Here is a 25,673-nt window from a genome sequence, read left to right as displayed (position 1 = left end):
ATTACCGGTACGACGTTACGATGAGCGCCCCCTGCCATCCTCCCCTGCACCGGAGCTCATCGTGCTCGGAGTCAACGACCTGGCGACGTACGTCCTCGGCGCCCTCGTCATCATCCTGCTGCCCGGCCCCAACTCCCTGTACGTGCTGTCCGTCGCGGCCCGCAAGGGCATCCGCACCGGCTACCGAGCCGCGGCCGGCGTCTTCATCGGCGACCTCACCCTGATCAGCCTCACCTCGCTGGGCGCGGCCTCCCTGCTCAAGGCCAACCCGGCCGTCTTCGCCGTGGTCAAGTTCGGCGGCGCCGCCTACCTGCTCTGGATCGGCTACGGCATGCTCCGCGCCGCCCGCCAACTCTGGCGCGACCGCCGCGCCGCGGCCGACCCCACCGCCGAACCCGCCCCCGAATCCACCGAGAACCCCTTCCGCCGGGCCCTGGTGATCAGCCTCCTCAACCCGAAGGCCATCCTCTTCCTGCTCTCCTTCTTCACCCAGTTCGTCGACCCCGCCTACGGACAGCCCGCCCTCTCCTTCGCCCTCCTCGGCGGCATCCTCCAGACCTTCAGCTTCCTCTACCTCTCCCTCCTCATCTTCGCGGGCACCACCCTCGCCACCGCCTTCACCCGCCGCAAGCGCCTCTCCGCCACCCTCACCAGCGGCGTCGCCGTCCTCTTCGCCGGCTTCGCCGCCAAACTCGCCGTCTCCTCCGCCTGACCACCGCCCCCGGATACCGGGTACGGATCACCCGCGAACCTGTGTAGACTGGCCCGCGTTGCCGCCACACACGGCAGCGGTGCCGCCTTAGCTCAGTTGGCCAGAGCAACGCACTCGTAATGCGTAGGTCGCGGGTTCGAATCCCGCAGGCGGCTCAGTTGAAGGCCCAGGTCGGAAGTTTCCGGCCTGGGCCTTTTTGCATGCCCGGGGTGGGCGGGGTTACTGGTCGAGGTAGGTGAGGACGGCCAGGATGCGGCGGTTGGCGGTGTCGGTGGGGTGGAGGCCGAGCTTGGTGAAGATGTTGGTGATGTGCTTGGCGACGGCCTTCTCGGTGATGAAGAGGGATTGGGCGATGCCGGTGTTGGAGCGGCCCTGGGCGAGGGATTCGAGGACTTCGCGTTCGCGGGGGGTGAGGGTGGCGAGGGCGGTGTCGCGGTCCTTGCGGACCAGGAGTTGGGTGACGACCTGGGGGTCCATGGCGGTGCCGCCGGCGGCGACGCGGTGGATGGCGTCGAGGAACTGGGTGCCGTTGGTGACGCGGTCCTTGAGCAGGTAGCCGACGGCGTGGCCGCCGGTGGCGAGGAGTTCGCGGGCGTAGAGGGGTTCGACGTACTGGGAGAGGAGCAGGACGGGGAGGTCGGGGGTGGTGCGGCGGGCGGTGAGGGCGGCGCGCAGGCCCTCGTCGGTGAAGGTCGGCGGCAGCCGGACGTCGACGATCGAGACGTCCGGCCGCTGCTCGGTGAGGGCCCGGAGGAGGTCGGGGCCGTTGTCCACGGCGGCCACCACCTCGTGGCCGTGGGCCTGGAGGAGGCGGATCAGGCCGTCCCGGAGGAGGAAGTGGTCTTCGGCGAGGACAATGCGCACGGAAGCTCCAGGGTCACCGTGGTCGGACCGTCGGGGGGACTGCTGACGGCGACGACCCCGTCGAAGGTGGCGAGCCGCCGTTCGACGCCGCGCAGGCCGGTGCCGCGGCGGGCGTCCGCGCCGCCCCGCCCGTTGTCGGAGACGGTGATGCGCAGTACGCCGTGATCGTAGCGGAGTTCGATTCCGGCGCGGCCGGCGTCGGAGTGCTTGACGACGTTGGTGAGGAGCTCCGAGACGGCGAAGTAGGCGGCGGACTCGACGGGCATCTCGGGGCGGCCGGGGAGGTCCGCCGAGACCTCGGTGGGGACCGGGCAGACCATGGCCAACGCCCGTACCGCGTCGGTGAGTCCGCGGTCGGCGAGGACCGGCGGGTGGATGCCGCGGACCAGGTCGCGGAGCTCCTCCAGGGCCTTCGCGGAGGACTGGCGGGCCTCGACCAGCAGGGCGCGGACGGCCTTCGGGTCGGTCTCCAGGAGGTGTTCGGCGGCGTCCAGGGTCATGCCCATCGCGACCAGCCGGGCCTGGGCGCCGTCGTGCAGGTCGCGCTCGATCCGGCGGATCTCGGCCATCCGGGTGTCGACGGCGGTGCTGCGGGTGGCGGTCAGGTGGGCGATCCGGCCGGCCAGCAGCTCCTGCTCGCCCGGGGCGAGCATCGAGCGGATGTGGCGGGCGTGCCGGCGGACCGTGCGGGGCGCGAGCCAGAGCGCGAGCGGGAATTGGAGCAGGCCGAGGACGCCGGCGAGGACGGCGGTGGCGGTGCCCTCGATCGGGATGAACTGGTACCAGAGGCCGTCCCACTCGGTGGACAGCTGGACGCCGAAGAAGGCCAGGAAGACGCCCCAGAGGCCGTTGAGCAGGACGGCGACCGGCAGGAAGGCGAGCAGGCTGCCGACGAACGGCTCGGCGAAGACCCAGCAGAACTCCCGACGGGTCTGCGGGTCGCGGGTGATCCAGCGGTAGCGGGCGAGGACGCCGGAGGCCCACTCGGGCACCGGCGGCAGCGGGCCGGGCGGTCCGGGGAACCGGACGTCGGACCACTCGGCGGCCAGGGCGCGCTGACGGTCGGCCAGGTCGCGCACCCCGGCCATGGCGCGGGGGACCAGGCCGAGGCCCGGCCCAACGAGGGAGATCGCGCACGTGACGCCGAGGGAGTGGACGAGGGCGAGGGCGGAGAGCCGACTGAGGGTCAGGGACCGCCGGAGGGCGGTGAGTCCGGTGGACACCGAGAAGCCCGTGGCCCTGTTCGGTGTGGTGCCCTCCTCGCTCGGCGCCGGGCCTTCCCCGTTGTGCATCGTGCTGTTCACGGACGCGATCCCCTCCCGGTGGTGCCGTTGTGCGGCCCGGTCGCGCCGGCCCGTGAGGCCATTCTGACGACTGCGGGGAGGCCTTGTCGGTGGGAGAAACTCCCCCTTTGGTCATACGGGATATCTGCCGAACGGCAGATGGCAGAAGCCCGCGGACCGGCCAGGCTTACGAGCGTGCTCACGTGCCCCAGGAAACGCGCCCGGAGCGGCGCATCCGACCCCGACCGCAAGGAGGACGACGTGGACCGACGTACGAGAACCGGATACGGGCCGGTCGTTCTCGTGGTGGCCGCGCTGCTGTCGCTCGCCGGCTGCGCCGACGCGATGGACGCCGCGCCCGAGGACAGGACCTTCGAGTTCGCCGCCCAGAGGCTGAACGTCGTGTCGCACGGTGCCCCCGCCGACCTCGTCGCGGTCGACCGGAAGGACGTCAAGGTCACCCGCTGGTTCGAGACCAGCGGCAAGGTCGGCAGCGCCAAGGCCTCCTGGGAGCTGAAGGACGGGGTCCTCGACCTCCGGGCGGGGTGCTCGGGGATCGCCAACTGCGACACGAAGTACCGGGTCGAGGTGCCCAAGGGCGTGGCGGTCCTGCGGGACGGGCGCGAGACGGAGCTCAAGGGGTGAAGGCGATGACTCCTGGCGGAGGGACGGGGAACATGCTCGAACTGGTTGATGTCACCAAGGTCTACAAGGGCGGCAAGCGGGCCGTCGACGGCGTCACGATGCGCCTCGGGCCGGGAATGGTCGGGCTGTTGGGGCCGAACGGCGCCGGGAAGTCGTCGCTGATGCGCATCGTGGCGACGGTCACCCGGCCCACGGGCGGGCAGGTCCGGTACCAGGGCGCCGACGTGGTGGCCGAGCCGGACCGGTTGCGCCGTGAACTCGGCTACCTGCCACAGGACTTCGGGGTCTACCCGAACCTGACCTCGCGGGAGTTCCTGTCCTACCTGGCGGCCGCCAAGGGGATCGGAGCCCGTTCCGCCCGGGCCCGGATCGACGAGCTGATCCAGCTGGTCAACCTGACCGAGGCGGTCAGGCGCCCGCTCGGCACCTACTCGGGCGGCATGCTCCGCCGGGTCGGCATCGCGCAGGCCCTGCTGGCCGACCCCAGGGTGATCGTGGTCGACGAGCCGACCGCCGGCCTGGACCCGGAGGAGCGGGTGCGCTTCCGCAACCTGCTCAGCGAACTCGCGGCGGAGCGGGTCGTGATGCTCTCGACCCACATCGTCTCCGACGTCGAGTCGGTGGCCTCCGACATCGCCGTGGTCGCGCACGGCCGGCTGCTGCGCCGGGGCGCGCCCGACGAGCTGCTCCGGGAGATCGACGGGCAGGTCTGGGAGGCGGTGGTCGCACCGGCGGACCTCCTGGAGGTCCAGGCCCGCCACGTGGTCAGCCGGATGGTGCGGACCGGGCACGGCGTGCGGGTGCGGCTGCTCGCCGCCGAGCCGCCGCGGCCCGACGCGGTCCGGGTCGTGCCCGATCTGGAGGACGCCTACCTGGGCGTCATCCACCGGCCGGGCGGCTCGGCCCGGACCGAGCAGCGGGCGGTGCGGCGATGAGGGCGACGGTGACGGTGACGGGTCCGGCGGTCGGGTCGGCTTCGGGGTCGGGGGTCGGGCCGGCGTTGGCCAGGCTGGCGGTCGGCGACTTCCGGGACCGGGTGCGCCGACCGGTGTACGCGGTGACGCTGCTCGCCGCGGTCGGGCTCGGCTACCTGGCCGTACCGGACGCCGGCGGCCACTGGACGATCATGGACGTGGGCGGCCACCGGGGCATCTACAACAGCGCCTACGTCGGCGCGGTCACGGCCCTGGCCGGTGCGCTCTGGCTCACCTTCGGCGGCTTCTACGTGGTGCGCAGCGGCATCGCGCGGGACGAGGCGAGCGGGGTCGGCCAGGTCCTCGCCGCCACCCCGCTGCGCAACTCCCGCTACCTCCTGGCCAAGTTCCTGAGCAACCTGCTGGTGCTCGCCTCCATGGTCGGCGTGCTGGCCGTCACCGCGCTGCTGATGCAGCTCGCCCGCGGTGAGGACCGCGCGGTCGACCCGATAGCCCTGGTGGTGCCGTTCCTGCTGCTCGCGCTGCCCCTGATGGCGCTCACCGCGGCGGCGGCGCTGGTGTTCGAGACGGTGCCGCTGCTGCGAGGCGGCTTCGGGAACGTCGTCTGGTTCGTGCTGGCCATGGTGCTCGCGCTCGGCGGGCAGTCGGCCTCCGCGCCGCTGGACGGCCTCGGCGTGCACCAGGTCGCGCGGTCGATGGGCGCGGCGCTGGAGGCCCGGCACGAGTCGGTCGGCGACGGCGGGTTCAGCCTCGGGCTGACCAAGGTCGACAAGCCGCTGGGCACCTTCCTCTGGGGCGGGTTCGAGCCGTCCGCCGGGTTCGTCCTCGGGCGGCTGGCCCTGGTGCTGCTGGCGATCGGCCTGGCGCTGCTGCCGGCCCTGTGGTTCGGCAGGTTCGATCCGGCGCGTGCCTCCGGCGGTGCGTCCGGGGGTGCGGCTGCCGTCGGGGCCGGGGCCGGGGCCGTCGCGGAGGTGATGGCCGGGGAGTCGTCCGGGGCCGAGGGGACGGAGACGGCGGGGGCGCGCTGGGCGACCGTACCGGGCGCTCGGCTACGGACCGAACCGCAGCGGACCGCCCTGCCGCAGGCCGAAGCGCGGCGGGCCGGGGCGTTCGGGCGGCTGCTGGCGGGGGAGGCCCGGATCCTGGTGCAGGGCGTCTCCCGCTGGTGGTGGCTGGTCGCCGCCGGGCTGACGGTGGCCGGGTTCGTGCTGCCGATGGACGCCGTCACCGGCCTGCTCCTGCCCCTGGCGTGGCTGTGGCCGGTCCTGATCTGGTCCCGGCTCGGCAGTCAGCAGGTCGAGAACGGTCTGGAGGTGCTGCTCGGCGCCTACCCGTCGGCCCGGCGCAGGCTGCTCGCCGAATGGGCGTCCGGGCTGGTGCTCACCGCGGTGACGGGTGCCGCCCCGCTGATACGCATGCTGGCGGCGGGCGACGGTGCGGGGACGGCCAGTTGGCTCGGAGGCGCGCTGTTCGTCCCCTCGCTGGCCATGGCGCTCGGGGTGGTGAGCCGGAGCCACCGGCTCTTCCAGGTGGTCTACCTGCCGCTCTGGTGGGTCCTCGTCAACAACGTCGCCGCCGTCGACTTCATGGGGGCCGTGCGCGTGAACGGCAGCCCGGGCGGTCCGGGGCCGCTGCTGGTCGGGGCGCTGTCCGCGGCCATGCTCGCGGTGGTGTTCCTGGTCGGCGCCGCCCGACGGAACGTCAAGGGCTGACCGGAGACGGGCGCCCGGGCCGTCGGCGGACGGTCCGGGCTGCCCTCGGGCTTCGGGGCACACCCAGGGGGTGTCGCCCGTCTGCCCGTCGTCTCCTTCTCGCCGTCTCCTGCGCGCCGTCTACTACTCGTCGTCGCCGAGGTCGCCCGCGAGGTCACCCGAGAGGTCGCCGTCCGGGGTGCCGCTGATCGCGTAACCCTGCCGGCGCGCCTCGTAGCAGGCCACCGTCGCGGCCGCCGAGACGTTCAGCGAGCCGACCCGGCCCAGCTGCGGCACGAACACGACCTGGTCGCAGAGCGCCAGCGCCTCGGGGGTGATCCCGCGGTCCTCGTGCCCGAGCATGAAGGCCACCGCCGGGGTCAGCTCGGCGGCGAACATCGGCACCGCCTCGTCCGCCAGCTCCAGGCCGACGACCTTGAAGCCGTCCGCCTTGGCCGCCGCGACCGCCTCGGCGATGGTCGGGAAGTGCTCCACCTTCAGGTACTTGTCGGTGCCCATCGCGGCCTTCTGCGCGCCGGAGGAGCGCACCGACGGGGTGTCCCCGACCAGGTACAGCTTCTCGGCGCCCATCGCCGCGCCGGTGCGGACCACCGAGCCGACGTTGAACGGCGACTGGAGGTTCTCCAGGATCATCGCGAGCCGGAACTCGTTGCTGCGCCGCCACGAGCGGTGCAGACGCTTCAGTTCGGTCCCGCGCAGCTGCTTCACGTCGTCGTACCTCGTCCACTCTCGGAGCCCTCGCCCACCTCGGGGCGGGGCCGCGCTTCCAGAATCCGGCACCCGTTGACCGACGTGACCCGACTGGTCGGGTAGCCCTGCTCGTTCAGCCACTTCTGGAGCGAGTCCGAGCCCAGGTGCTTCTGCACCACCAGGAACGCCGAGCCGTCCGGGGTCAGCCGGTCGAGCCAGTGCGTGAGCAGGCGGCGCAGCGCGGCCTTGCCGATCCGGATCGGAGGGTTGGAGTAGATGGTGGCGAAGCGGACGTCCTCGGGGACGTCGTCGGGCAGGGAGGCCTGGACGTTGCCGAGCCCCAGCGCCTCGGCGTTCAGCCGGACCAGCTCCAGGGCGCGCTCGTTGACGTCCACCGCCCAGACCGGGAGGCGCTTGCGGCGGCTCGCCCAGGTCAGCGCGATCGGACCGTAACCGCAGCCGATGTCCAGGATCGGGCCGCGCACCCGCGGCTGCGGGGCGTGCTCCAGCAGGATCCGGGTGCACGGGTCGAGCCGGGTGCGGGAGAACACCCCGGTGTCGGTGGTCAGTTCCAGGGTGAGGTCCGGCAGGGAGACCGTGATCGGCCGGCGGTCGCTGGCGACCTCGGGTGCACCGGTGAAGTAGTGCGAGCCGGACATGATTTCCCCGTCGTTCGTATGGGCCTCGGGGCCACCGGGTGGGTGTGGGTTAGCCCTTTGTACGGCACCGATCGTACCCCCGGTGGCCCGGACGGCGTTCCGGCCGCCGCCCGGGACGGGTGCTCCCGCCGGTGCACTCGCCGTCGCCCGGGACGCGGCTCGGGAACGGCGGTGCGGACGGCCGTGCGGCGCGGATGGTGGGCGCGGTCAGGCGGTGCCGGGGGTCTTGCGGGTGGCCACGTTGATGCGGTTCCAGGCGTTGATGGTGAAGCAGACCGAGATCAGCTGCGCCAGCTCGGCCTCCGCGAAGTGTGCGGCGGCCCGGGCGTACACCGCGTCCGAGACGCCGCCGTCGATCCGGGCGACCTCCTCGGCCAGGGCCAGGGCGGCCCGCTCGCGCTCGGTGTACACCCCGGCGGGGGCGTCCGGCCAGACCGGCAGCAGGTAGATCCGCTCGTCGGTCTCGCCTGCCTTGCGGGCGTCCTTGGCGTGCATGTCCAGGCAGTACGCGCAGCCGTTCAGCTGGGAGGTGCGCATCTGGACGAGCTCGACCAGGGCCGGGTCGAGGCCCTCGCGGGCGGCGGCGTCCAGGGCGATCATCGCGCGGAACACCTTGGGGGCGGTGCGGGCGTAGTCGAGGCGGGCGGTGCCCGCGAGGGCCTCGGTGGTCCGGGCGGTCCGGGTGGCTTCGGTGGTCCGGGAGCTCTCGTTCGTCGTCATGGCTACGACCCTAGGAGCGGAATGCACCCGTCCCCTGGGTCATTCACGGTGCTGTTTCGTGGGTCAATCAGGCCGGTCGGCCGGGGGCCCGCCGGAGTCCCGGCAACGCCGGAGCGTCGTCGGCGCGTCGCGTCCCGGCGCCGGGCGGCGGATACTGCGAGTACGCCAGCCGGGCCCGTGAAGGCCTCCGAACGCCCGTGAAGGCCTCCGAACAGTGAGGACGGATGCCATGCCGCAGGAACAGCACGAGGAATACCTGATCGACGAGACCGCCGAGACCGTCGAGCCCGACGAGCAGGCACCCGAGGGCGACACGTACGACGAGGTGGCCGAACGCCGGGCCGTCGGCGCGGACCCGGCGACCAACGTCGCGGACGTCGTGGAACAGACCCAGCCGGTCCGGCACGACGAGGAGGAGTACCGGGAGTAGCGGGGTCCCAGGGAGCGGAGCGGGAGCAGAGGGGCCCCGGAGCGGCTACAGGGCCCGGCGCCGTTGCAGCCAGGCCAGGGCCGCCCAGCCCGGCAGCACCGGCAGGATCAGCGTCAGCAGGCGGAACAGCGCCACCGCGGCCAGCTCGCCGCCCGGCTCCATCGACGTGGTCTGCTGGAGCAGCGTGAGCAGCATCCCGTCCACCGCACCGGCCCCGCCCGGGGTCGGCGCCGCGCTGCCCACCGCGTTGCCCACCAGGAACACCACCGCGACCGCGGCGAAGGACGGCTCCCGGCCGATCGCCCGGACACAGCAGTACAGGCAGGTGATCAGGCAGATCGACACCAGCAGCTGCCCGGTCACCCCCACCGCCAGTTTGGACGGGCTGCGCAGCAGGTCCAGCAGGCGCGGCACCACCTCGGCCGTCAGCGGCCGCAGCCGCGTCGCCAGCCACCGCCGGGCCGCCGGGATCGCCGACACCACCGCGAGCAGCGCCGCCGCCCCCGCCAGTCCGCCGACCACCGCGGGCAGCGCGTCCAGCTCGGAGCTGCCCGGTACGAAGTCCAGGAGGTAGACGAAGGCGCCGAGCTGCAACAGGTGCAGCACCAGCCCGATCAGGTTCCCGACGCCGACGCTGGACAGCGCCTGCGCGGTCGGGATCCCGGCCCGCTGCAACAGGCGGGTGTTCAGCGCGATCCCGCCGACGCCGCCGGGCGACACCAGCTTTACGAACGACCCGGCCACCTGCGCCAGTACCGCGTTGCGGAAGTCCAGCCGCTCCGGGACGAAGCCCACGAAGCCCATCGCCGCCGCGACGTGGCTGGCCGCCGCCGCGGCCAGCGCCAGCAGCAGCCACCAGGGATCGGCGTCCGCCAGCGCGGAGACCGGGTTGTCCTCCGCCGCGAACAGCTGCGGGATCAGCAGCCAGCCGGCCACCACCCCGCCCACGACGACCAGCAGGGTCCGCGGCCGCAGCCGCTCCAGCCGCACCGGCCGGCCTACCACCCGCGGGCGGGTGCGCAGGACCTCGGCGCGGATCTCGTCGAGCAGGCCGCTGGGGGCGGGGGTGTGGTGCTCGGGGGCCGGCTCGGTGGTGGTGGCCTCCGGGGGCGCCGGGGAAGCGGTGGTGGCGACGGGCCCGTCGCCGCCGGTGGGGGACCCGGCTTCGGCCGCAACGTCGACACCGGCCGGACCGCCCGACGGCTCGGCGGCCCGGGCGCCGGTGTGCTTCGCGTGCTGTTTGAGGGCGCGGCGGGTGGTGTGGGTGAGGGCGATGGGCTGGAGCAGGGGAAGTGCGGCGCCGACGGGGTCGGGGCCGAGGACGGCGGTGGCCGTACGGACGGAGCGGGCGGCGCCGGCGCGCAGGGCGAGGGTGGTGAGGAGCTGGGCGAGGTCGCAGTGGAGGACGAGTTCGGTGGCGGCGATGTCGCCGTCGGCGAAGTCGACCAGGTGGACCGCGCCCGAGTCGTCGATCAGCAGGGAGGAGGGGACGAGCGCGCGGTGGGCGATCTCGCGGCGCTGGAGCAGGGCGAGCTGCCGCCAGGCGTCGGTGAGCAGCTCGTCGGTGATCTCCTCGTCGGGGAGCTCGTCCAGGGTGCGCCCGGCCAGCCGCTCGTACGCGATGAGGGCGGTGTCCTGGCCGATGCCGGCGGTGGCGGCGATGCGGCGGGTGCGGACGCCGGCCGCGAGGGCCGCGTACGCGACCAGGGCCTCGTGCTCCAGCCCGGTGCGGGGGGAGCGCAGGACGCGCGGGTCGGGGGCGGTGCGCAGCCGCAGCCGGCGCCAGGCGCGCTGGACGGCGGCGGCGGTGACGGCCTGCCGGTCGAGGAGCTGGACGTCGAGGTCGGGGCGGTCGTCGGCCTGTCGGACCAGGTAGCGGTCGGGGCCGGCCGGCTGGGCCTCGACCGGGCGCAGGCCGCTGTCGCGCAGGGCGCGCAGGACCTCGCCGGGCCGGGGGCAGGGGTCGGGGGTGCCGACCGCGTACAGGGTGCCGTGGGCGCCGGTCCAGCCGATCAGCAGCCCGAGCAGGAGCGCGGTGGGGGTGGCGTACCCGCCGGTCAGTCCGGCGAGGCCGGAGAGGGCGAGGACGGTCCAGGGCAGGCGGCGTTCCCGGCTGCCGGAGGCGGTCATGAAGGCGAGGACCGGCGCGAGGTAGCCGTAGACGGGCTCGGTGTGCCCGAGTCCGCCGTCGGGCAGCGCGTGGGTGAGCGCGGTGAGCAGCGAGAGCGGGGCGAGGTCGTCGGCCCACAGGTCCAGGCCGAGGGTGGCGCCGTACGCGAGGACGGCGGCGAGCAGTCCGTCGGAGACCTGCTGGACGGCGCGCCGCCGGTCGGGGCCCAGCAGTCGGCGGACGGCGAGGCCCACCGGGAGCAGCAGGACGGCGGCGGTGGTGAGCCCGCCGGCCAGGCTCGCCAGCGGGCGCGGCACCAGCGCGGCCGCCTCGGCGACGTCGGCGGCGATGCCGCCGGTGGTGGCGCGGGCGTAGTCGGCGAGCAGCAGGGTGAGGGCGATGGCGAACAGGCCGCCGATCAGCCGGATCAGGGCGACGGGCTGCCGGACCCGGTCGGTGGCGGGCAGTGGGCGTGCCCGGAACCGGCCGGGTCCGGGGCCGGTCTGCTCGGGTATCCGGGCGGTGGCCGTTCCGGTGCCGCCGTCGGCCGGTACCCCGGTCCGTTCGTCGCCGCCGTCGGCCGGTGCGCCGGTCCGTTCGTCGTCGCGGGCGCTGTCACCGCTGCCGCGTTTCCGCCGCGCGGGCGCACCGCCCGGGTCGCCCCCGCCGGTGTCGCCGTCCGTTCTCCCCGTCACGATCGCCACGGATGGCATGCTCCCATGCCACCCGTGGGCGAGGAGTGGGGATTGCGCAGTGCCGGTACGACGGGGCCTTAGGCCTGGCGGGTCGGCAGGACGACCAGGTGGCGCAGGTTGACGTGCCGGGGGCGGCTGACGGTGTACGCGATGAGGTCGGCGACGTCCTCGGCCGCGAGGGCCGGGATGGCGTCGAACATGCCGCCGAGCTGTTCGCGCAGCACCGGGTTGTCGATGTGCCCGGCGAGTTCGGTGTCGGTCAGTCCGGGCTCGATCGCGCTGACCCGGACGTCGCGCGGGCCGAACTCGCTGCGCAGGGCGGCGGACAGTTGGGTGAGCGCGGCCTTGGTGGCCCCGTACACCGCGTAGTCGGGGAAGACCATGTGCGAGGCGATCGAGGAGACGTTGACCAGGTCGGCGGTGCGGCCCTCGGCGGCGGCCGCGGTGAGGTCGGAGCCGAAGGCGCGGACGATCCGCAGCGCGCCGGTGAGGTTGGTGTCCACCATGCGGGTCCACTCGTCGATCCGGCCGTCGGCGAGCGGGTTGGGCAGCATCACCCCGGCGTTGTTGACGACCAGGTCGACCGGGCCGTAGGCGTCGTGGACGGCCTTCGCGGCGGCGTCCACCGAGGCCTGGTCGGTGACGTCGGCGGTGACGGCGAGGGCCTGCCCGCCCGCGGCGGCGATCTTCTCGGCGAGGGAGTCCAGCCGCTCGGTGCGGCGGGCGAGCAGGGCGACCCGGGCGCCGGAGGCGGCGAGCAGCCGGGCGGTGGCGGCGCCCATACCGCTGGCGGCTCCGGTGACGACGGCGGTGCGGGCGGCGAGGGACGGGTGGCTCATCGGGGGCTCCAGAGGGTTCGGCCGGGCTGACGCCGACCACTCTGCGCGGGCCGCGACCGGTTACCCAGGGGTGCGTTCCTCCCGGGCACCGCCAGCCCGGGACGGGCCTTCCCAGGACGGGCCTTCCCGGGACCGGGGAGCCTGGGAAAGCCAGAGCCACCCTCGGGACGCCCCTCCGCGGCTACCCTGCCCGGCATGGAGAACACCCTGGGGGACTTCCTCCGCTCGCGTCGGGCCCGGATCCTGCCGGAGGAGGTGGGCCTGCCCTCGCACGGCCGCCGCCGGGTGCGGGGCCTGCGCCGGGAGGAGGTGGCGCAGCTCGCGGGCGTCAGCGTCGACTACTACGTCCGGCTGGAGCAGGGCCGGGGCGGCAGCGCCTCGGACGCCGTGCTGGACGCGGTGGCCCGGGTGCTGCGGCTGGACGGGGTGGAGGCCGCGCACCTGCGCTCGCTGGTCCGTCCGCCCAAGGCGCCGGCCGCCTCCGCCGCCCGGGTGCGGGGGCGGCAGCGGGTCCGGCCGGGGACGCGGCTGCTGCTGGACCTGATGACCGGGGTGCCGGCCTTCGTGCTGGGCCGCCGGATGGACGTGCTGGCCTGGAACGCGCTGGGCGACGCGGTGAACGGTTTCTCCACGCGTTCCGACGCCGGCCCGGACGGCCTGCCCAACCAGGCCCGGCACGCCTTCCTCGACCCGTCCGCCCGGGAGTACTACGGGCAGTGGGACGCGGTCGCCGCCGAGACCGTCGCCTTCCTGCGCCGGGACGCCGGACTGCACCCGGAGGACCCGGAGCTGGCCGCCCTGGTGGGCGAACTGTCGCTGCGCAGCGCGGAGTTCGTCCGGCTCTGGGCGGACCACCTGGTGCGGGAGAAGACCCACGGGGTCAAGCAGGTGAACCACCCGCTGGTCGGCGGACTCGACTTCGGCTACGAGACCCTCGGCGTCAACGGCTCGCCGGAGCAGCTGCTGGTCGTCTACACCGCCCCGGCGGACTCGCCCACCGCCCAGAAGCTGGCCCTGTTGGCGAGTTGGACGGCTCCGGGGGCGGCGGCCGGGGGCGCGGGAGCGGTGACCGAGGGTGCGGGAGCGGACGGGGCGGCCGCCGAGGGGGCGGAAGCGCCCTGAGCGGGCGATCCGCGCCGGGGCGGCATAGCCTTTCAGTCATGAGCGCCTGCGAAGACCTCGCTCTGGCTCCTCAGGACATCGAGCCCCGGCCGCCCGCCGACGGTTGCGCCGACTGCCTGGCGCAGGGCCGCCGGGACTGGGTGCACCTGCGGATCTGCCTGGACTGCGGTCACATCGGCTGCTGCGACTTCTCGCCGCAGCGGCACGCGACCGCGCACTTCCACAACTCCTCCCACCCGGTGATCCGCTCGTACGAGCCGGGGGAGGACTGGCGCTGGTGCTTCGTCCACGAGGTCATGGGCTGAGGCGGCCGGCCCCGTACGGCGCCTCCACCTGCCCCCGTGCGTACGGCGCCCACCCCTGCCCCCGTAGCGGCAGGTCGGCTTCTCCGCGGTGGCACGGGCCCGCAACCCGGATAAAATCCGGACATAACGCCCGTGCGGCCCCTCCGGCCGGCATCCGTCCGGCCCGGAGGCCGACGAAGGGAGGCCGACGATGACCAAGCGAACGCCCGGCAGCACCGCCAAGCTCCGCCAGGGCACCCAGGACCTGCTGGAGCGCCGGGGCATGGCGAGCCCGCCCACTCGGCTCGCGCCGGAGCCCAGCGCCGGCTCGATGTCCTACGCCGCCGCCGGGTACGGCGTCGGTGAGGCCTTCCGGCACGGCGGCCGGGACGCGGCAGGCGCGACGGCGCACGCGGCCCCGGCGATGCACGCCGAGCTCAAGGGGCACCGGCACCGTGGCGCGGAGAAGCACTCCGCCCACTGAGCCGCGACGCGCGCGGGGGCGGGTGGCCGGATCGCGGCCGCCCGCCCCCGCCGCGTGATCCCCCGACGCCCGCCCCCGACGCCCGACCCCGACCCGCGATCCCTTGATCCCTGACGCGTGGTCAGGGATGCGCTCGGGGAAGGTTCGGGGCCGTTCCCGGATGTCGCGGCCCGAGGCCGTCCCGAAGACTCTCTCCTGTCCGAGTGCCCGAGCCGCCGTCGGCCGGGCGGGCCGCCGACCAGGGCGGCCCGATACCCGCCGGGCGAGCCGCCGTTGGAGAGACTCCCCATGAACAGCCCTGCCCGTACCGGTCGTTGGTCCGTCCTCGTGGCGACCGGCGCGCTGCTCGCCGCCGCCACCGTCGGCGTCGCCACGATCGGCGCCGCGACCCCGGCCCTGGCCGCGGCCGCCTCCCCGACTACCTCCCCGGCCACCTCTTCGAGTGCCGTCGACACCACCGCCTCCGCCACGGCCCGACCCGGCCCGCTGGACCGGGAGTCGCTCGCCGAGACCCTCCACTCGCTGCCCGCCGGCGTCACCGGTGCGCTGGTCCGGGTCGGCGGCCAGGATGCCCGGTGGCGCGGCACCTCGGGGGAGGACGTGCCGGCGAACGCCCGGTTCCGGATCGGCAGCGTCACCAAGGTGTTCACCGCGACGGTGCTGCTCCAGCTCGCCGGCGAGGGCAGGGTCGACCTGGACGGCACCGTCCAGCAGTACCTGCCCGGACTGCTGCCGGCCGGCTACCCGCCGGTCACCGTACGGCAGTTGCTCAACCACACCAGCGGCCTGCCCGGGGGCGGCGGGATGACTTCCGGGGACGGCAGCACGGCGTGGTTCGCCGCGCACAAGGCGGTCTCCTACAGCCCGCAGCAGGTGGTGGCGGACATGCTCACCCAGCCGAGGAGCTTCGAGCCCGGCGCCGCCCAGCAGTACAACGGCAACAACTACTTCGTCGCCGCGCTGGTGATCGAGAAGGTCACCGGCGACGACTACGCCGACCAGGTGCGGCGGCGCATCACCGGCCCGCTCGGCCTGCACGCCACCTACGTCCCGGCCGCCGACGACCTGACCATCCGCGGCCCGCACGCCACCGGCTACGTGGACGTCCGGAACGCCGACGGCAGCACCGCCCGGGTGGACGTCACCGAGCAGAGCCCGTACCCGTGGGCCGAGGGCGGCATGATCTCCTCCGCCGCGGACCTGGAGCGGTTCTTCGAGGCGCTCTACCGCGGCCGGCTGCTGCGGCCCGCCCAGCAGGCCGAGGTGTTCGCCGTCCCGGAGCTGTTGAACGACCACAACAAGAACTGCGAGATCGGCCCGACCGCCGGGCACGCCTGCTACAGCACGGCCGGCCTGCTGCGCACCGTCCTGCCGAACGGCACCGAGGTCTGGGGCAAGAACGGCTCCCGGCCCGGCTACACCACCGGCGTCTTCGCCACCCGCGACTTCTCCCGCAGCGTGGTCATCGGGCTCAACCCGACCGGCATCACCGGCGAGGAGTTCCCCACCCTGTGGAAGCTGGTGACCACCGGTTTCGGCTCCGGCCAGGCGTACGGGCAGCACTGAGCCCCGCCGCTCCCGGGCGGCCGGAGCGGCCGAACCCGGTCGCGAGCGCCGCTGTCAGTGGTGTGCGCTACGTTCGTCGCGTTCACCAGGGCACACGGCAGGACGACGGGGGCGGGCGCACGATGGCCGACGTGATCACGGAGGAGCCGGTCGAGCTCCAACTGGAGCGGTACCGCACCGAGCTGACCGGCTACTGCTACCGCATGCTCGGCTCGGTCTTCGAGGCCGAGGACGCGGTGCAGGAGACCATGGTCCGCGCCTGGCGCGGGCACCGGGGCTTCGAGGGGCGGGCCGCGCTGCGCTCCTGGCTGTACCGAATAGCCACCAACGTCTGCCTGGACGCGCTGAACGGCCGCAACGGCCGGGCCCGGCCGATGGACCTGGCCGGCCCGGTCACGGTGGCCGCCGCGCACGGCACCCAGCTGCCCGAGGTGACGTGGATCGGTCCGGCGCCGGACGGCCGGGTGCTGCCCGAGACGGGGGATCCGGCCGAGGTGGCCGCCCAGCGGGAGTCGGTGAAGCTGGCCTTCGTCGCCGTGCTCCAGCGGCTCGCGCCCCGGCAGCGGGCGGTGCTGATCCTGCGCGAGGTGCTCGGCTGGAAGGCCGCCGAGGTGGCCGAACTGCTCGGCGTCACGGTGGCCTCGGTCAATAGCGCGCTCCAGCGCGCCCGGGCGGTGCTCGCCACCGACGCCCCGGCGGTCCGGCCGGCCCCCGCGCTGGACGAGGACCACCGCGCGCTGCTGGACCGCTACGTCCGCGCCTTCGAGGCGTACGACATGGACGGCCTCGCCGCGCTGCTGCACGAGGACGTCACGCTCAACATGCCGCCGTTCTCGATGTGGCTGCGCGGGCAGGAGGAGATCCGCGACTGGATGCTGGGCCCCGGGCACGGCTGCCGCGGTTCCCGGCTGCTCCCGGTGACGGCCAACGGCGCCCGGGCCTTCGGCCAGTACCGGCCGAGCCCGGCGGGTGGGTACGAACCGTGGTCGCTGATCACGCTGGAGGTGTCAGGGGGCCGGATCACCGGGGTCACCAACTTCCTGGACACCGGGGCGCTCTTCCCGCTCTTCGGCCTCCCGCCCCGGCTGGCGGCCGAGTAGCTCCACCAGGGCCGCGTCGTCCAGCGGGTCGTCGCCCAGCGGGTCGTCGGCCATCGGGTTGTCGTCGATCGGGGTGCCGTTCAGCGGGTCGTCGGCCAGCGGACCGTCCGGCCCCGGGAACAGCGCCGCGAGCCCGCTGAACACGAGCAGCTCCCGCAGCGGGCCGCTCGCGTTCAGCAGCACCACGCCCACCCGGTGCCGGGCGGCGGCCAGCCGGAGCCGGGCGAGGGCGTCGACGAGGGCGAGGTCGGGGGCGGTCAGCGCGCCCAGGTCACAGGTCAGTACGGCGTCGTACGGTGTGGTCCTCATGCGGGTTGGACCGCCGCGGCGCCGCCGACTCATCGGTCCGGGGGCGAATCCGCCGCTCGGGTCCCGTGTCCGGTGGCAGAGTGGGACGACCGAACCGCCCTGCCCCAGGAGAAGCACCGTGACGGCTGAGCCCTTGAAGTCCCGTGAGGAATGGCTGGCGTCCCTGCCCCGGATCTACGCGGCGGCGGGCTGCCTGCTGCGGGACGAGTCCGGCCGGATCCTGATCGTGAAGGCCGGGTACCGCGAGCACTGGCAGTTCCCGGGCGGCACGATCGACCTCGGCGAGGGCCCGGTCGAGTGCGCCGTGCGGGAGCTGGAGGAGGAGACCGGGATCGTCCAGGCGGCGGGCGACCTGCTGGCCATCTCCTGGACCCACGCCTCGGCCGAACTCGACCACCCCGCGCAGCACTTCATGTTCGACTTCGGCACCGTCCCGGACGGCACCCCCGTGACCGTCCCGGCCGGTGAGCTGGACGACTACCGCTGGGCCGCCGTCGAGGAGGCGCTGGACCTGCTCGGCCCGGCCCGTTCGGCCCGGCTGCGGGCGGCGCTGGAGGCGGCGGCCGACGGTCGGGTCCGTATCGTCACCACCCACGTCTCCGGCTTCTGAACCGACTGCCGACCCGGGTTCCGCGCCGGGTTCTGCGCCGGGGTCCGAGCCGGGTTCTGGGCGGAAGTGCCCTGCGCCGGACGGGAGTTCCGTCCGACGCAGGGCTCCGGCGGCTCACTGCTGAGGATCGGACTCCGTGTTCCGGGCGGCGATGACGGCGGCGATCGCCTCCGCGACGAAGGTCTCCGCCTCCGACTTGTCGACCTTCAGCCCGGCCAGCACGCCCTGGCCGTTCTCCTGCTCCAGCAGCGCGAGCAGGATGTGCTCGGTGCCGACGTAGTTGTGCCCGAGCTTGAGCGCCTCGCGGAAGGTCAGTTCCAGCGCCTTCTTGCTCTCGGCGTCGAACGGGATCAGCGCGGGCAGTTCGGCGGCGGCGGCCGGCAGGGCGGCGCCGGCCACCGCCCGCAGGGCCTCCGGGGTGACGCCCTGGGCGGCGAGCGCCTTCGCGCCGATGCCCTCGGGCTCGGTGATCAGGCCGAGCAGCAGGTGCTCCGTGGTGATCTCGGGGTTGCCCGCCTTGCGGGCCTCCTCCTGTGAGGCCACCACGACCTTGCGGGCCCGGGGGGTGAACCGGCTGAAGCCCTGGCTGGGGTCGAGGTCGTTGGGGGTGCCCGGGTCCTTGGGGACGAAGCGCTTCTGGGCGGCCTGCTTGCTGACGCCCATGCTGCGGCCGATGTCGGTCCAGGACGCGCCGGAGCGGCGGGCCTGGTCGACGAAGTGGCCGATGAGGTGGTCGGCGAGGTCGCCGAGGTGGTCGGCGGCGATGACCGCGTCGGAGAGCTGGTCGAGCGCGTCGGGGTGGACCTTCTTGATCGCGGCGATCAGGTCGTCGAGGCGCAGCGGAGTGCTGTTGGGAACAACGGGATTCTCCATGCCGTCAACCGTAGGTTGTCGATCCGGGGATCGTCAACCATCGGTTGACGCTATTCGCGGGTGGTGTTCCGGCGTCCTCAGGCGTCCGGCAGCAGTCGCCGTCGGACGGCGGCGATCCGCTCGGGCGCGACACCCGCCGCGAGCAGGTAGCCGTCCGGGTCGAACCCGTCGAGCGCCGCCGCCAGCGCGGCCTCGGCGGTGGTCCCGGCCTCGGCGAGCGCCGCGTCGATCCGGCGGAACGGGTCCGGCAGGCCCAGCATCCCGTACAGCGGGCGGATGTTGGGGCCGCTCAGCAGGTAGTCCCCGGCGATCGCGTCCCGGTCGACCCCGGCCAGGGCGAGCAGCAGCAGGGCGGCCAGGCCGGTGCGGTCACGGCCGGCGCCGCAGTGCACGACCACGCCGCCGGGGCGGGCGCCGGCGATCGCGGAGACCAGCGCGGCGGCGGCGTGCGGGCAGTGGTCCAGGTACGGGCGGAGCGCGAGCGGGGTGCCGTCCAGCTGTCCGTGGGCCTCCCACCAGGCGGGGCCGGCCAGCTCGTCCAGCGGGACGCGGATCAGCTCGACGTCGTCGGGGAGCGGGAGGAGCGGCTTGTACTCCTCGGCGTCGCGCAGGTCGACCACGGTACGGACGCCGTGGTCGAGGAGGGCGTCCCAGCCCTCGGCGGTGAGGCGGTCCAGGTTGTCCGCCCGGACTATCGCGCCCCGGGCGGTGAGCCGGCCGGAGGCGGTGGGCAGTCCGCCCAGGTCGCGGACGTTCAGGCAGCCGTCCCAGACGAGCGTGCGGTCCTCGGTACTGCTCGGCGCGTGCGTCGTCCGGTTCATGGGGCTCCCCGTTTCCTCGTCGGGGGTCCCGTTACCCCCTCGTTATGAACGACTCCCGGGAGATCCGGATGGTTCCTCGCTGTTCGAGTCCTCGGAACCGGCTGTTCAGAGAAGGAGGCGGGAGGAGTGGCCGCCCGCTCAGGCGGCGGTCGGGGCCTCGGCCTCGGCGCCGACCAGCCGCTCCATCGGCTCGACCGCGATCTGACCGAGCATCGAACCGCCCACGATCGCGCCGACCAGGAAGACGGTGGACAGCCAGGCCATGGTCGACACCGGCAGGGTGAAGGCGCCGACCACCCGGGCCGCGCACTCGGCCAGCAGCGCGGTGCCCCAGATGGCCGAGAACAGGCGCTCGTGGCGGTGGAAGGCCCGAGACCCGGCCGCCCGGCCCTCGACCAGGCGCTGCCAGGCGGCGGCGCGCTCCCGTCGGCCCTTGGTGACGAAGGGCATCAGCATCGGGGTCATCACCGGCCGGCCGATCAGCGCGGAGACCAGGATCGCCACCGCCACGGTGCCGCTCAGCCCGCCGTCCTTGGCGATCATCATCCGGGCGTCGCCGGTGACGAAGGTCAGCGCCAGGCCCGCCAGGTTGACGGCCAGCATCAGGGAGGCCCACAGGTTGAGCCTGCGCTCGGACAGCAGGCCGAGGACGGTCCGGGCGGCCGGGAAGGCCGTGCTCCAGGCCAGCGCGGCGAACTCGCTCAGGCCGAGGGCCGAGTGCAGCAGGTAGTAGCCGGCCAGCGGGGCGACCACGTCGAGGGCGAGCGGGCGGAGCCCGGAGACCAGCGGGTTGGGGGCCTTGGCGTGGGCGGCGCCGGTGGCGGCGGCGACCGGGGAGGCGACGGTGCTGGTGACGGCGGCGGCACTGACGGTCTGGCTCACGGTGGGTTCCTCCCCGGCTGGTGGCCGCGGGCCACTGCCCGCGTCGTGCCTCCAGTCTTTCCGTCCGACCCTCCGTCAGAGCAGTGCCGTCCGTTGCGTCATCCGCGTGACAGTTGTCATGGTGAGCGCCGTGACACCGCCTCCGACCTGCGGCTTTCCGCTCCCGGGCGGCCCTAGTCCTCGGCGGGGAAGGTCCACAGCTCGCGGCCCAGGGTGTCCAGGCAGCGGACGGTGCGGAAGCGCTCGTCCCCGGCGGACAGGAAGCCCCGCGCGGCACCCGCCAGGACGGTCCGGGCGACACCGTCGCCCCGGGTCCAGGCGCCGGTCAGCAGCAGGGCCTTGTCGGCCAGCTCGGCGCGCCGCACCCGGGCCACCGAGGCGGCCTCCAGCGCGGCGTTGACCGTCTCCAGCTCGGTGGGGAGGAGGTACGTCTCGCCGGTGGGAGCGCGGTCCGCCTCGGCCCGGCGCCGCAGTTCGGGCAGGCCGTAGTGGCGGACGGCGGCGACGGCGTCGTCCAGCGGGAGCTGCCAGCGCGGCCCGGGCAGCACCTCCCACCAGACGTCCTCGCCGACCGGCAGCACCTCGCCGATCCTGGCCCGCCAGGTCTCGAAGCCGTACCGGGTGCGCGGGTCGGGCCGGTGGCCGGGGAGGTCGGCGACGGTCCAGTCGGTGCGGCGGACCACGCTGAGGTCGAAGGTGAAGGGCACCCGGTCGGCGGTGGGGCGCTCGACCAGGCCGAGCAGCAGCCAGTGGGTCTCGTCCGGCAGGCTGAAGGTCCGGCGCCACCCGGTGAGGCCCAGGGCGCGCAGGGCGGGGGCGAGGTGCTCGCGCAGGCCCTTCGCGTGGAGCTCGTGGAGCTCGTGGGCGGTCGTCATCGCGGTCTTTCCCTGCTGGTCGGGCTGCCGGTGGAGGGCGTCGGCGGTGCCGGCTCCCTGCCCCTGCCGGGCCGGCCGGTGGCGGTCTCCGGCGCGACGGCTCGTACCGCCGGGGAGGGGCGTGCGACCGGGGCCCGCACGGGTCGTGCGTGCGCCCTCGGGCACGGCGGGGCCGGGTGGCGGGCCGGGTGCGTCGGCGGACCCGGCGTCCGGGGCGTCGGCGGCCCGGACTGCTTCGCCTACCGACAACGTAGGCCGGGCGGGCCCCTTCGGGCCGTGGGCGAACGGCAGCAGTCCTCGGGACCTTGGCCCCGGCCGGACCGGTCCTTCGGCCGGAGCCGAAGTGTTCGCCCGAATGGCGCATCATGTGGCGGGTGCAGAGTGCAGAGCGCCCCGGAGCGGGCACCGACGGCCCCGTCGGCCGGTCCGGACCAGTACCACCCGCCGGCCTGCCACCGGGCCCGGCGGCCGCCGCTCCCCCTGATCTGACGGAGGCGGTGCGGGCCGCGCAGGGCGGGGACGAGGAGGCGTTCCGGCTGCTGTTCCGGACCGTCCAGCCGGGCCTGTTGCGCTACCTGCGGGTGCTGGTCGGCGGTCGGCCGGAGGGTGCCCAGGACGCCGAGGACATCGCCTCCGAGGCCTGGCTGCAGATCGCCCGCGACCTGCGCGGCTTCTCCGGCGACGGGGACGGCTTCCGCGGCTGGGCCGCCACCATCGCCCGCCACCGCGCCCTCGACCACCTGCGCGCCCGGCGCCGCCGTCCGGTCGCCGACCTGCCCTTCGAGCAGCTGGTCGAGCTGGCGGCGGGGGACGACACGGCGCGGGCGGCGCTGGCCACGGTCGGCACCGCCGACGCGCTGGCCCTGATCTCCCGGCTGCCGCGCGACCAGGCCGAGGCCGTGCTGCTGCGGGTGGTCATGGAGCTGGACGCGGAGAGCGCCGCCCGGGTGCTCGGCAAGCGGGCCGGCAGCGTCCGGATGGCCGCCCACCGGGGGCTGCGGCGGCTGGCCAAGCTGGTCGAGCCGCTCGCGTCCGGGGGCGGCATCCCGGCGGCCCGGAGCGGCGAGGCGGCGACCCGGGGCGGCGGGGTGACGGGCGGCGCCGGAGCCGGAACGGCCGAGGGAACGGTGGACGGAACGACGGACACGGCGGCGGCCGGAGTGGGCGCGGGCGAGGCCGCCGGGCGACCCGCGGGGAAACCCGCGAAAAAAAGTTCTCCGCAGGGTGTGACAGAACGCCGGGCCGCGACGCTGAAGGACATGAGATGAGCACCAACCGATCCCGTCGGATCGACCGTGATGCCGCCGAGCAGCTGCTCGGTGGTGCCGTGGGCGGCCCGTCGGACGGGCAGGACGCCTCGCTCACCGGACCGGACGGCGGTCCCGGGCAGCTCGCCCGGGTGCTCGCCGCGGCCGCCGCCCCCGCGACGGCCGGCGAACTGGCCGGGGAGGAGGCCGCCCTGGCCGCGTTCCGGGAGGCGAGTCTCACGCCCGACCCGACAGTGACCCCCGTCCGGAGACGATCGATGGCAACCGCCGCGCTGGCCAGGGCCTTCAGCACGAAGGCCACCGCCGTCGTGCTCGGCGCCACCGCGCTGTGCGGTGTCGCCGTCGCCGCCGGCACCGGCAACCTGCCGTCCGCCCTGGGCGGTGGCCCGTCCGCGCCGGAGCACACGCTCGCCGGCCAGGACGCGGCCACCGGTCCCGCGGCGGGCTCGCCCGCGGCCGGACCGTCCGCGGGTGCGGCCCCGTACGGTGCCGTGGCGTCCGGCTCCGCCCGTCCGTCCGGAAGTGCCTCCGCCGGACCGCAGGCGGTCGTCCCGTCCGACCCCGCGACGCCCGGCACCCCCTCCGCCGAGGGGCGCGGCGGCCGTTCGGCCGTCCCGCCCGCACTGCTCGGCCTCTGCACCGGCTTCACCGACCGTACGGCCAAGGGCGACCGCCCGGCCCGGCTGGTCGGCGATCCGCTGTACGGCCCGCTGGTCACGGCGGCCGGCGGCGCGGACCGGGTGGCGGACTACTGCGAGGCCGCGCTCGACGACGAGGACGGCGACCACCAAGGCGCCGGCACCCCGACGGGCGACCCCGGCCGCGGCGGCACCGGCAAGGGGAACAGCGCCAACAGCGGCGGCAACGGCAACGCCAACAGCGGTGGCAACGGAGGCAATGCCGACGGCAACGCCAACGGCAACGCCAACGGAGGCCGTGGCAACGCCAACAGCGGCGGCAACGGCGAGGACGGCGGCGGCAGCGGGACCAGACCGGGCAAGCCCGGCGTGACCGTGCCCCCACCGGGCGCCGTCCCCCCGTCGGACGTCCGCCCGAGCAGGTCCGCCCGGCCCGGGAACGAGCAGTAGGCCGGGAGGCACCCCCCCCAGGACTCCGGGTGGGCGGCGAGCGACTCCCCCCGGGCTCGCCGCCCACCCGGAACAGCACCACCCGAAGTACCGCACCACCCGCAGGAAGCAGTACCACCCGAAGACCCCGGGTGGCCGGTCGGCTCCCCCGTGCCAACCGGCCGCCCGGCCGGCTCCGGCCGGACCGGTAGGCGCACCCCGGACGCGCCTCCGGCCCGGCCGGCCCGGAAACGTGCGGCCCGCCCTCCCGCAGTCAGGGCGGGCCGCACCCCCGTGCCGGCGGCCGGGGGACCGCTGCCCGGTCCCCCGACCGCCACCCTCCGCCCCCGGCGGACCCGCTCGGCGGTGCGGCTATCGTGCACGGGTGCACGAGGCGGCCCGGGACCCCGGGGCCAGGGCACGTGAGGGGAGCTCCAGGTGATCGGACGGGCGCTGAACGGGCGTTACGAACTCGTCGGGATACTCGGCGTCGGCGGCATGGCGACCGTCTGGCGCGGGGTGGACCGGGTGCTGGGCCGTCAGGTGGCCGTCAAGGTCCTCAACGGAGGCCTCGCCGACGACCCCCGCTTCGCCGAGCGCTTCAGCCGCGAGGCCCAGCACGCGGCCATGCTGGTGCACCCGAGGATCGTCATGGTCTTCGACTCGGGCGTGGACCAGGGCACCCCGTTCATCGTCATGGAGCTGGTCACCGGCCGTTCGCTGGCCGCCCTGCTGGCGGAGCAGCAGGTCCTGCCGGTGGAGCGCGCGGTCGGCATCGCGGCGGCGGTCTGCGAGGCGCTGTCGGTCGCGCACGCGGCCGGGCTGGTGCACCGGGACATCAAGCCCGGGAACATCATGATCACCGACGACGGCGGGGTGAAGGTCGTCGACTTCGGCATCGCCCGGGCCGGTTCCTCCAGCAACCTGACCCAGACCGCGAGCGTGCTCGGCACGGCCGCCTACCTCTCGCCCGAGCAGGCCACCGCCTCGGCGCTGGACGGCCGGACCGACCTGTACGCGGTCGGCTGCGTGCTCACCGAGATGCTCACCGGCGCGACCCCGTTCACCGCCGAGACCCCGGTGGCGATCGCCTTCAAGCACGTCAGCGAGCAGCCGCTGCCGCCCTCCGTCCGGCGCCCCGGCCTGCCGCCCGCGCTGGACGGGGCGGTGCTGCGGCTGCTGGCCAAGAACCCGGCGGACCGCCCGGCCGACGCGGCCGCCGCCCGGGCCGAACTCCTCGGCACGGTACCGGGGCTGATGGTCGGGGACCCGACGGCGGAACTGCTCGCGAACACCGCCGGCGCCGCCACCCAGCTGCTGCCGCCCGTGCCCTTCTCCCCGCCGTCGAACCAGCCGTACCAGCCGAACCAGCCGTACCAGCCGAACCAGCTGAGCCAGCCGAACCAGCTGGGCCAGCCGGACCAGCAGCACACCACCCTGCTGCCGCCCCAACCCCCGGCCGCCACCTCGGTGATGGCGCCCATTCCCGGCCCGGTCCCCGCCCCGATGCGCGTCCCGGCGCCCGCCCCCGCCGCCGGGCCCGCGCCCGCCCGCGGCCGCCGAAAGCCGCTGGTGCTCGGGGCGTTGGGCGTGGCGGGCCTGGCCGGCGTCACGGCGCTGGCCCTGACCGCCTTCGACGAGCCGGCCGGCAACGCGGCCGCCGCCAAACCGGCCGCGGCCACCGCCCCCACCACCCCCGCCGGTTCGGCCGCGACGCCCATCCAGAAGGCTTCCCCGACCGCGACCTCGGCGGCCCCCACCACCCCCTCGGCGGCCCCGTCCGCGCCCCCGGCCCCCACCCAGGCCGTCCCGCGCAACCAGCCCGCCGCGCTGCAGATCCAGGCCTTCCGCCAGGCCGTCGCCCAGGCCCAGGTCGGCAAGGAGCGGGACAAGCAGGCGGAGCTGCTCAGGATCCTCGACACCACCGCCGCCCGCCTCAACGAGGGCAACCCGGACGACGCCGCGCAGGAGCTCAAGGACGCCCAGAAGGTGATCCGGGACATGGGCAAGAAGCACGCCGTCGACGTCCCCACCTACGCCAACTGGAACGCCCGCCTCTCCGCCCTGTACGCCACCCTCCACACCACTGCCGACTTCCAGGACGACTGACGGGCCGCC

26 protein-coding genes and 1 tRNA gene are annotated in these 25,673 nt (G+C 74.8%); 15 read left to right on the top strand and 12 right to left on the bottom strand.

Annotation, left to right across the window (positions count from 1 at the left end):
• The first annotated feature begins 61 nt into the window (after positions 1-61).
• Both leuE and AMK13_RS09040 read left to right on the top strand, forming a co-directional pair.
• Positions 62-712, top strand: a complete 651-nt coding sequence (leuE, locus tag AMK13_RS09045) for a leucine efflux protein LeuE (RefSeq protein ID WP_074001771.1) — start codon at positions 62-64, stop codon at positions 710-712.
• Positions 713-793: 81 nt separating this feature from the next.
• A tRNA-Thr gene (locus AMK13_RS09040) sits at positions 794-867 on the top strand.
• A 64-nt stretch (positions 868-931) separates the two neighbouring features.
• Here AMK13_RS09040 and AMK13_RS09035 read toward each other — a convergent pair.
• Both AMK13_RS09035 and AMK13_RS09030 read right to left on the bottom strand, forming a co-directional pair.
• Positions 932-1,576 (bottom strand): LuxR C-terminal-related transcriptional regulator, encoded by a 645-nt coding sequence (locus AMK13_RS09035; RefSeq protein WP_074001770.1) that lies wholly within the window; start codon positions 1,574-1,576, stop codon positions 932-934.
• Positions 1,528-2,880, bottom strand: a complete 1,353-nt coding sequence (locus AMK13_RS09030; RefSeq protein ID WP_241852800.1) for a sensor histidine kinase — start codon at positions 2,878-2,880, stop codon at positions 1,528-1,530. Before AMK13_RS09030 ends, AMK13_RS09035 begins: the two co-directional genes overlap by 49 nt.
• Positions 2,881-3,120: 240 nt before the next feature.
• Between AMK13_RS09030 and AMK13_RS09025 the strand changes: the two genes are divergently transcribed.
• The 3 genes from AMK13_RS09025 (at position 3,121) to AMK13_RS09015 (ending at position 6,151) form a co-directional block, all read left to right on the top strand.
• The gene (locus AMK13_RS09025) at positions 3,121-3,504 is read left to right on the top strand and encodes a hypothetical protein (protein ID WP_049654416.1); all 384 of its coding nucleotides are present in this window, start codon (positions 3,121-3,123) and stop codon (positions 3,502-3,504) included.
• 32 nt (positions 3,505-3,536) lie between these two features.
• Complete coding sequence (locus AMK13_RS09020) at positions 3,537-4,439, top strand: ABC transporter ATP-binding protein (protein WP_074001769.1); 903 nt, start codon at positions 3,537-3,539, stop codon at positions 4,437-4,439.
• Positions 4,440-4,504: 65 nt separating this feature from the next.
• Entirely contained in the window at positions 4,505-6,151 is a 1,647-nt protein-coding gene (locus AMK13_RS09015; RefSeq protein WP_074001768.1) for a hypothetical protein, read from the top strand.
• Positions 6,152-6,274: 123 nt separating this feature from the next.
• On the opposite strand, the gene AMK13_RS09010 is transcribed toward AMK13_RS09015, so the two are convergent.
• The 3 genes from AMK13_RS09010 to AMK13_RS09000 form a co-directional block, all read right to left on the bottom strand.
• Positions 6,275-6,859, bottom strand: coding sequence for a TrmH family RNA methyltransferase (locus AMK13_RS09010; protein ID WP_049654411.1), 585 nt, complete (start codon positions 6,857-6,859; stop codon positions 6,275-6,277).
• Positions 6,856-7,500, bottom strand: coding sequence for a class I SAM-dependent methyltransferase (locus AMK13_RS09005; protein ID WP_049654410.1), 645 nt, complete (start codon positions 7,498-7,500; stop codon positions 6,856-6,858). Before AMK13_RS09005 ends, AMK13_RS09010 begins: the two co-directional genes overlap by 4 nt.
• A gap of 207 nt (positions 7,501-7,707) precedes the next feature.
• Entirely contained in the window at positions 7,708-8,220 is a 513-nt protein-coding gene (locus AMK13_RS09000) for a carboxymuconolactone decarboxylase family protein (protein WP_079271959.1), read from the bottom strand.
• 229 nt (positions 8,221-8,449) lie between these two features.
• On the opposite strand from AMK13_RS09000, the gene AMK13_RS08995 reads away from it, so the two are divergent.
• Entirely contained in the window at positions 8,450-8,650 is a 201-nt protein-coding gene (locus AMK13_RS08995) for a hypothetical protein (protein ID WP_049654408.1), read from the top strand.
• 45 nt (positions 8,651-8,695) lie between these two features.
• Here the strand turns inward: AMK13_RS08995 and AMK13_RS43400 are convergent, their stop codons facing one another.
• Together AMK13_RS43400 and AMK13_RS08985 are read right to left on the bottom strand one after the other, a co-directional pair.
• Positions 8,696-11,464, bottom strand: a complete 2,769-nt coding sequence (locus tag AMK13_RS43400; RefSeq protein WP_074001767.1) for a lysylphosphatidylglycerol synthase transmembrane domain-containing protein — start codon at positions 11,462-11,464, stop codon at positions 8,696-8,698.
• 68 nt (positions 11,465-11,532) lie between these two features.
• Entirely contained in the window at positions 11,533-12,294 is a 762-nt protein-coding gene (locus AMK13_RS08985; RefSeq protein ID WP_074001766.1) for an SDR family oxidoreductase, read from the bottom strand.
• 195 nt (positions 12,295-12,489) lie between these two features.
• Between AMK13_RS08985 and AMK13_RS08980 the strand changes: the two genes are divergently transcribed.
• The 5 genes from AMK13_RS08980 (at position 12,490) to AMK13_RS08960 (ending at position 16,850) form a co-directional block, all read left to right on the top strand.
• A complete protein-coding gene (locus tag AMK13_RS08980; protein WP_049660173.1) occupies positions 12,490-13,416 on the top strand; it encodes a helix-turn-helix transcriptional regulator in 927 nt (308 codons plus the stop codon).
• 38 nt (positions 13,417-13,454) lie between these two features.
• Positions 13,455-13,721, top strand: a complete 267-nt coding sequence (locus AMK13_RS08975) for a UBP-type zinc finger domain-containing protein (protein ID WP_049660172.1) — start codon at positions 13,455-13,457, stop codon at positions 13,719-13,721.
• Positions 13,722-13,911: 190 nt separating this feature from the next.
• Complete coding sequence (locus AMK13_RS08970; protein WP_049660170.1) at positions 13,912-14,184, top strand: hypothetical protein; 273 nt, start codon at positions 13,912-13,914, stop codon at positions 14,182-14,184.
• A gap of 288 nt (positions 14,185-14,472) precedes the next feature.
• Positions 14,473-15,750, top strand: coding sequence for a serine hydrolase domain-containing protein (locus AMK13_RS08965; protein WP_074001765.1), 1,278 nt, complete (start codon positions 14,473-14,475; stop codon positions 15,748-15,750).
• Positions 15,751-15,872: 122 nt separating this feature from the next.
• On the top strand, positions 15,873-16,850 hold the full coding sequence (locus AMK13_RS08960; RefSeq protein ID WP_074001764.1) for a sigma-70 family RNA polymerase sigma factor: 978 nt from the start codon (positions 15,873-15,875) through the stop codon (positions 16,848-16,850).
• Here AMK13_RS08960 and AMK13_RS41755 read toward each other — a convergent pair.
• Positions 16,758-17,159, bottom strand: a complete 402-nt coding sequence (locus AMK13_RS41755; protein WP_074001763.1) for an STAS domain-containing protein — start codon at positions 17,157-17,159, stop codon at positions 16,758-16,760. The two genes, AMK13_RS08960 and AMK13_RS41755, sit on opposite strands and share 93 nt — an antisense overlap.
• A 118-nt stretch (positions 17,160-17,277) precedes the next feature.
• Between AMK13_RS41755 and AMK13_RS08950 the strand changes: the two genes are divergently transcribed.
• Positions 17,278-17,769, top strand: a complete 492-nt coding sequence (locus AMK13_RS08950; RefSeq protein WP_063780323.1) for an NUDIX domain-containing protein — start codon at positions 17,278-17,280, stop codon at positions 17,767-17,769.
• Between the two features lie 114 nt (positions 17,770-17,883).
• Here the strand turns inward: AMK13_RS08950 and AMK13_RS08945 are convergent, their stop codons facing one another.
• From AMK13_RS08945 to AMK13_RS08930, 4 genes are all read right to left on the bottom strand, one after another.
• A complete protein-coding gene (locus AMK13_RS08945; RefSeq protein ID WP_049657457.1) occupies positions 17,884-18,642 on the bottom strand; it encodes a Clp protease N-terminal domain-containing protein in 759 nt (252 codons plus the stop codon).
• Between the two features lie 77 nt (positions 18,643-18,719).
• Positions 18,720-19,463 (bottom strand): tyrosine-protein phosphatase, encoded by a 744-nt coding sequence (locus AMK13_RS08940; RefSeq protein ID WP_074001762.1) that lies wholly within the window; start codon positions 19,461-19,463, stop codon positions 18,720-18,722.
• A gap of 138 nt (positions 19,464-19,601) precedes the next feature.
• Positions 19,602-20,345, bottom strand: a complete 744-nt coding sequence (locus AMK13_RS08935; protein WP_274538675.1) for a VC0807 family protein — start codon at positions 20,343-20,345, stop codon at positions 19,602-19,604.
• A gap of 173 nt (positions 20,346-20,518) precedes the next feature.
• On the bottom strand, positions 20,519-21,220 hold the full coding sequence (locus AMK13_RS08930) for a hypothetical protein (protein WP_074001761.1): 702 nt from the start codon (positions 21,218-21,220) through the stop codon (positions 20,519-20,521).
• Positions 21,221-21,594: 374 nt separating this feature from the next.
• On the opposite strand from AMK13_RS08930, the gene AMK13_RS08925 reads away from it, so the two are divergent.
• The 3 genes from AMK13_RS08925 (at position 21,595) to AMK13_RS08915 (ending at position 25,664) form a co-directional block, all read left to right on the top strand.
• A complete protein-coding gene (locus AMK13_RS08925) occupies positions 21,595-22,488 on the top strand; it encodes an RNA polymerase sigma factor (RefSeq protein ID WP_443333950.1) in 894 nt (297 codons plus the stop codon).
• Positions 22,485-23,576: a hypothetical protein gene (locus AMK13_RS08920; protein ID WP_074001759.1), complete on the top strand. Its 1,092-nt coding sequence runs from the start codon at positions 22,485-22,487 to the stop codon at positions 23,574-23,576. The genes AMK13_RS08925 and AMK13_RS08920 overlap by 4 nt, the downstream gene beginning before the upstream one ends.
• A gap of 417 nt (positions 23,577-23,993) precedes the next feature.
• Positions 23,994-25,664: a protein kinase domain-containing protein gene (locus AMK13_RS08915; RefSeq protein WP_074001758.1), complete on the top strand. Its 1,671-nt coding sequence runs from the start codon at positions 23,994-23,996 to the stop codon at positions 25,662-25,664.
• Positions 25,665-25,673: the final 9 nt, after the last annotated feature.

It is taken from the genome of Streptomyces sp. CB02056 (assembly GCF_001905545.1).
In the GTDB taxonomy this organism is placed as follows: domain Bacteria; phylum Actinomycetota; class Actinomycetes; order Streptomycetales; family Streptomycetaceae; genus Kitasatospora.
The sequence above is the reverse complement of the archived record's forward strand: the minus strand, read 5'-3'. Positions and strand labels throughout refer to the sequence as shown.

Excerpts from the sequence above, each read along its gene's own strand:
- AMK13_RS09020 (WP_074001769.1), top strand. The coding sequence starts at position 3,537 with ATGCTCGAACTGGTTGATGTCACCAAGGTCTACAAGGGCGGCAAGCGG.
- AMK13_RS09005 (WP_049654410.1), bottom strand. The coding sequence starts at position 7,500 with ATGTCCGGCTCGCACTACTTCACCGGTGCACCCGAGGTCGCCAGCGAC.
- AMK13_RS09000 (WP_079271959.1), bottom strand. The coding sequence starts at position 8,220 with ATGACGACGAACGAGAGCTCCCGGACCACCGAAGCCACCCGGACCGCC.
- AMK13_RS08995 (WP_049654408.1), top strand. The coding sequence starts at position 8,450 with ATGCCGCAGGAACAGCACGAGGAATACCTGATCGACGAGACCGCCGAG.
- AMK13_RS08985 (WP_074001766.1), bottom strand. The coding sequence starts at position 12,294 with ATGAGCCACCCGTCCCTCGCCGCCCGCACCGCCGTCGTCACCGGAGCC.
- AMK13_RS08980 (WP_049660173.1), top strand. The coding sequence starts at position 12,490 with ATGGAGAACACCCTGGGGGACTTCCTCCGCTCGCGTCGGGCCCGGATC.
- AMK13_RS08975 (WP_049660172.1), top strand. The coding sequence starts at position 13,455 with ATGAGCGCCTGCGAAGACCTCGCTCTGGCTCCTCAGGACATCGAGCCC.
- AMK13_RS08970 (WP_049660170.1), top strand. The coding sequence starts at position 13,912 with ATGACCAAGCGAACGCCCGGCAGCACCGCCAAGCTCCGCCAGGGCACC.
- AMK13_RS08965 (WP_074001765.1), top strand. The coding sequence starts at position 14,473 with ATGAACAGCCCTGCCCGTACCGGTCGTTGGTCCGTCCTCGTGGCGACC.
- AMK13_RS08960 (WP_074001764.1), top strand. The coding sequence starts at position 15,873 with ATGGCCGACGTGATCACGGAGGAGCCGGTCGAGCTCCAACTGGAGCGG.
- AMK13_RS41755 (WP_074001763.1), bottom strand. The coding sequence starts at position 17,159 with ATGAGGACCACACCGTACGACGCCGTACTGACCTGTGACCTGGGCGCG.
- AMK13_RS08945 (WP_049657457.1), bottom strand. The coding sequence starts at position 18,642 with ATGGAGAATCCCGTTGTTCCCAACAGCACTCCGCTGCGCCTCGACGAC.
- AMK13_RS08940 (WP_074001762.1), bottom strand. The coding sequence starts at position 19,463 with ATGAACCGGACGACGCACGCGCCGAGCAGTACCGAGGACCGCACGCTC.
- AMK13_RS08930 (WP_074001761.1), bottom strand. The coding sequence starts at position 21,220 with ATGACGACCGCCCACGAGCTCCACGAGCTCCACGCGAAGGGCCTGCGC.
- AMK13_RS08920 (WP_074001759.1), top strand. The coding sequence starts at position 22,485 with ATGAGCACCAACCGATCCCGTCGGATCGACCGTGATGCCGCCGAGCAG.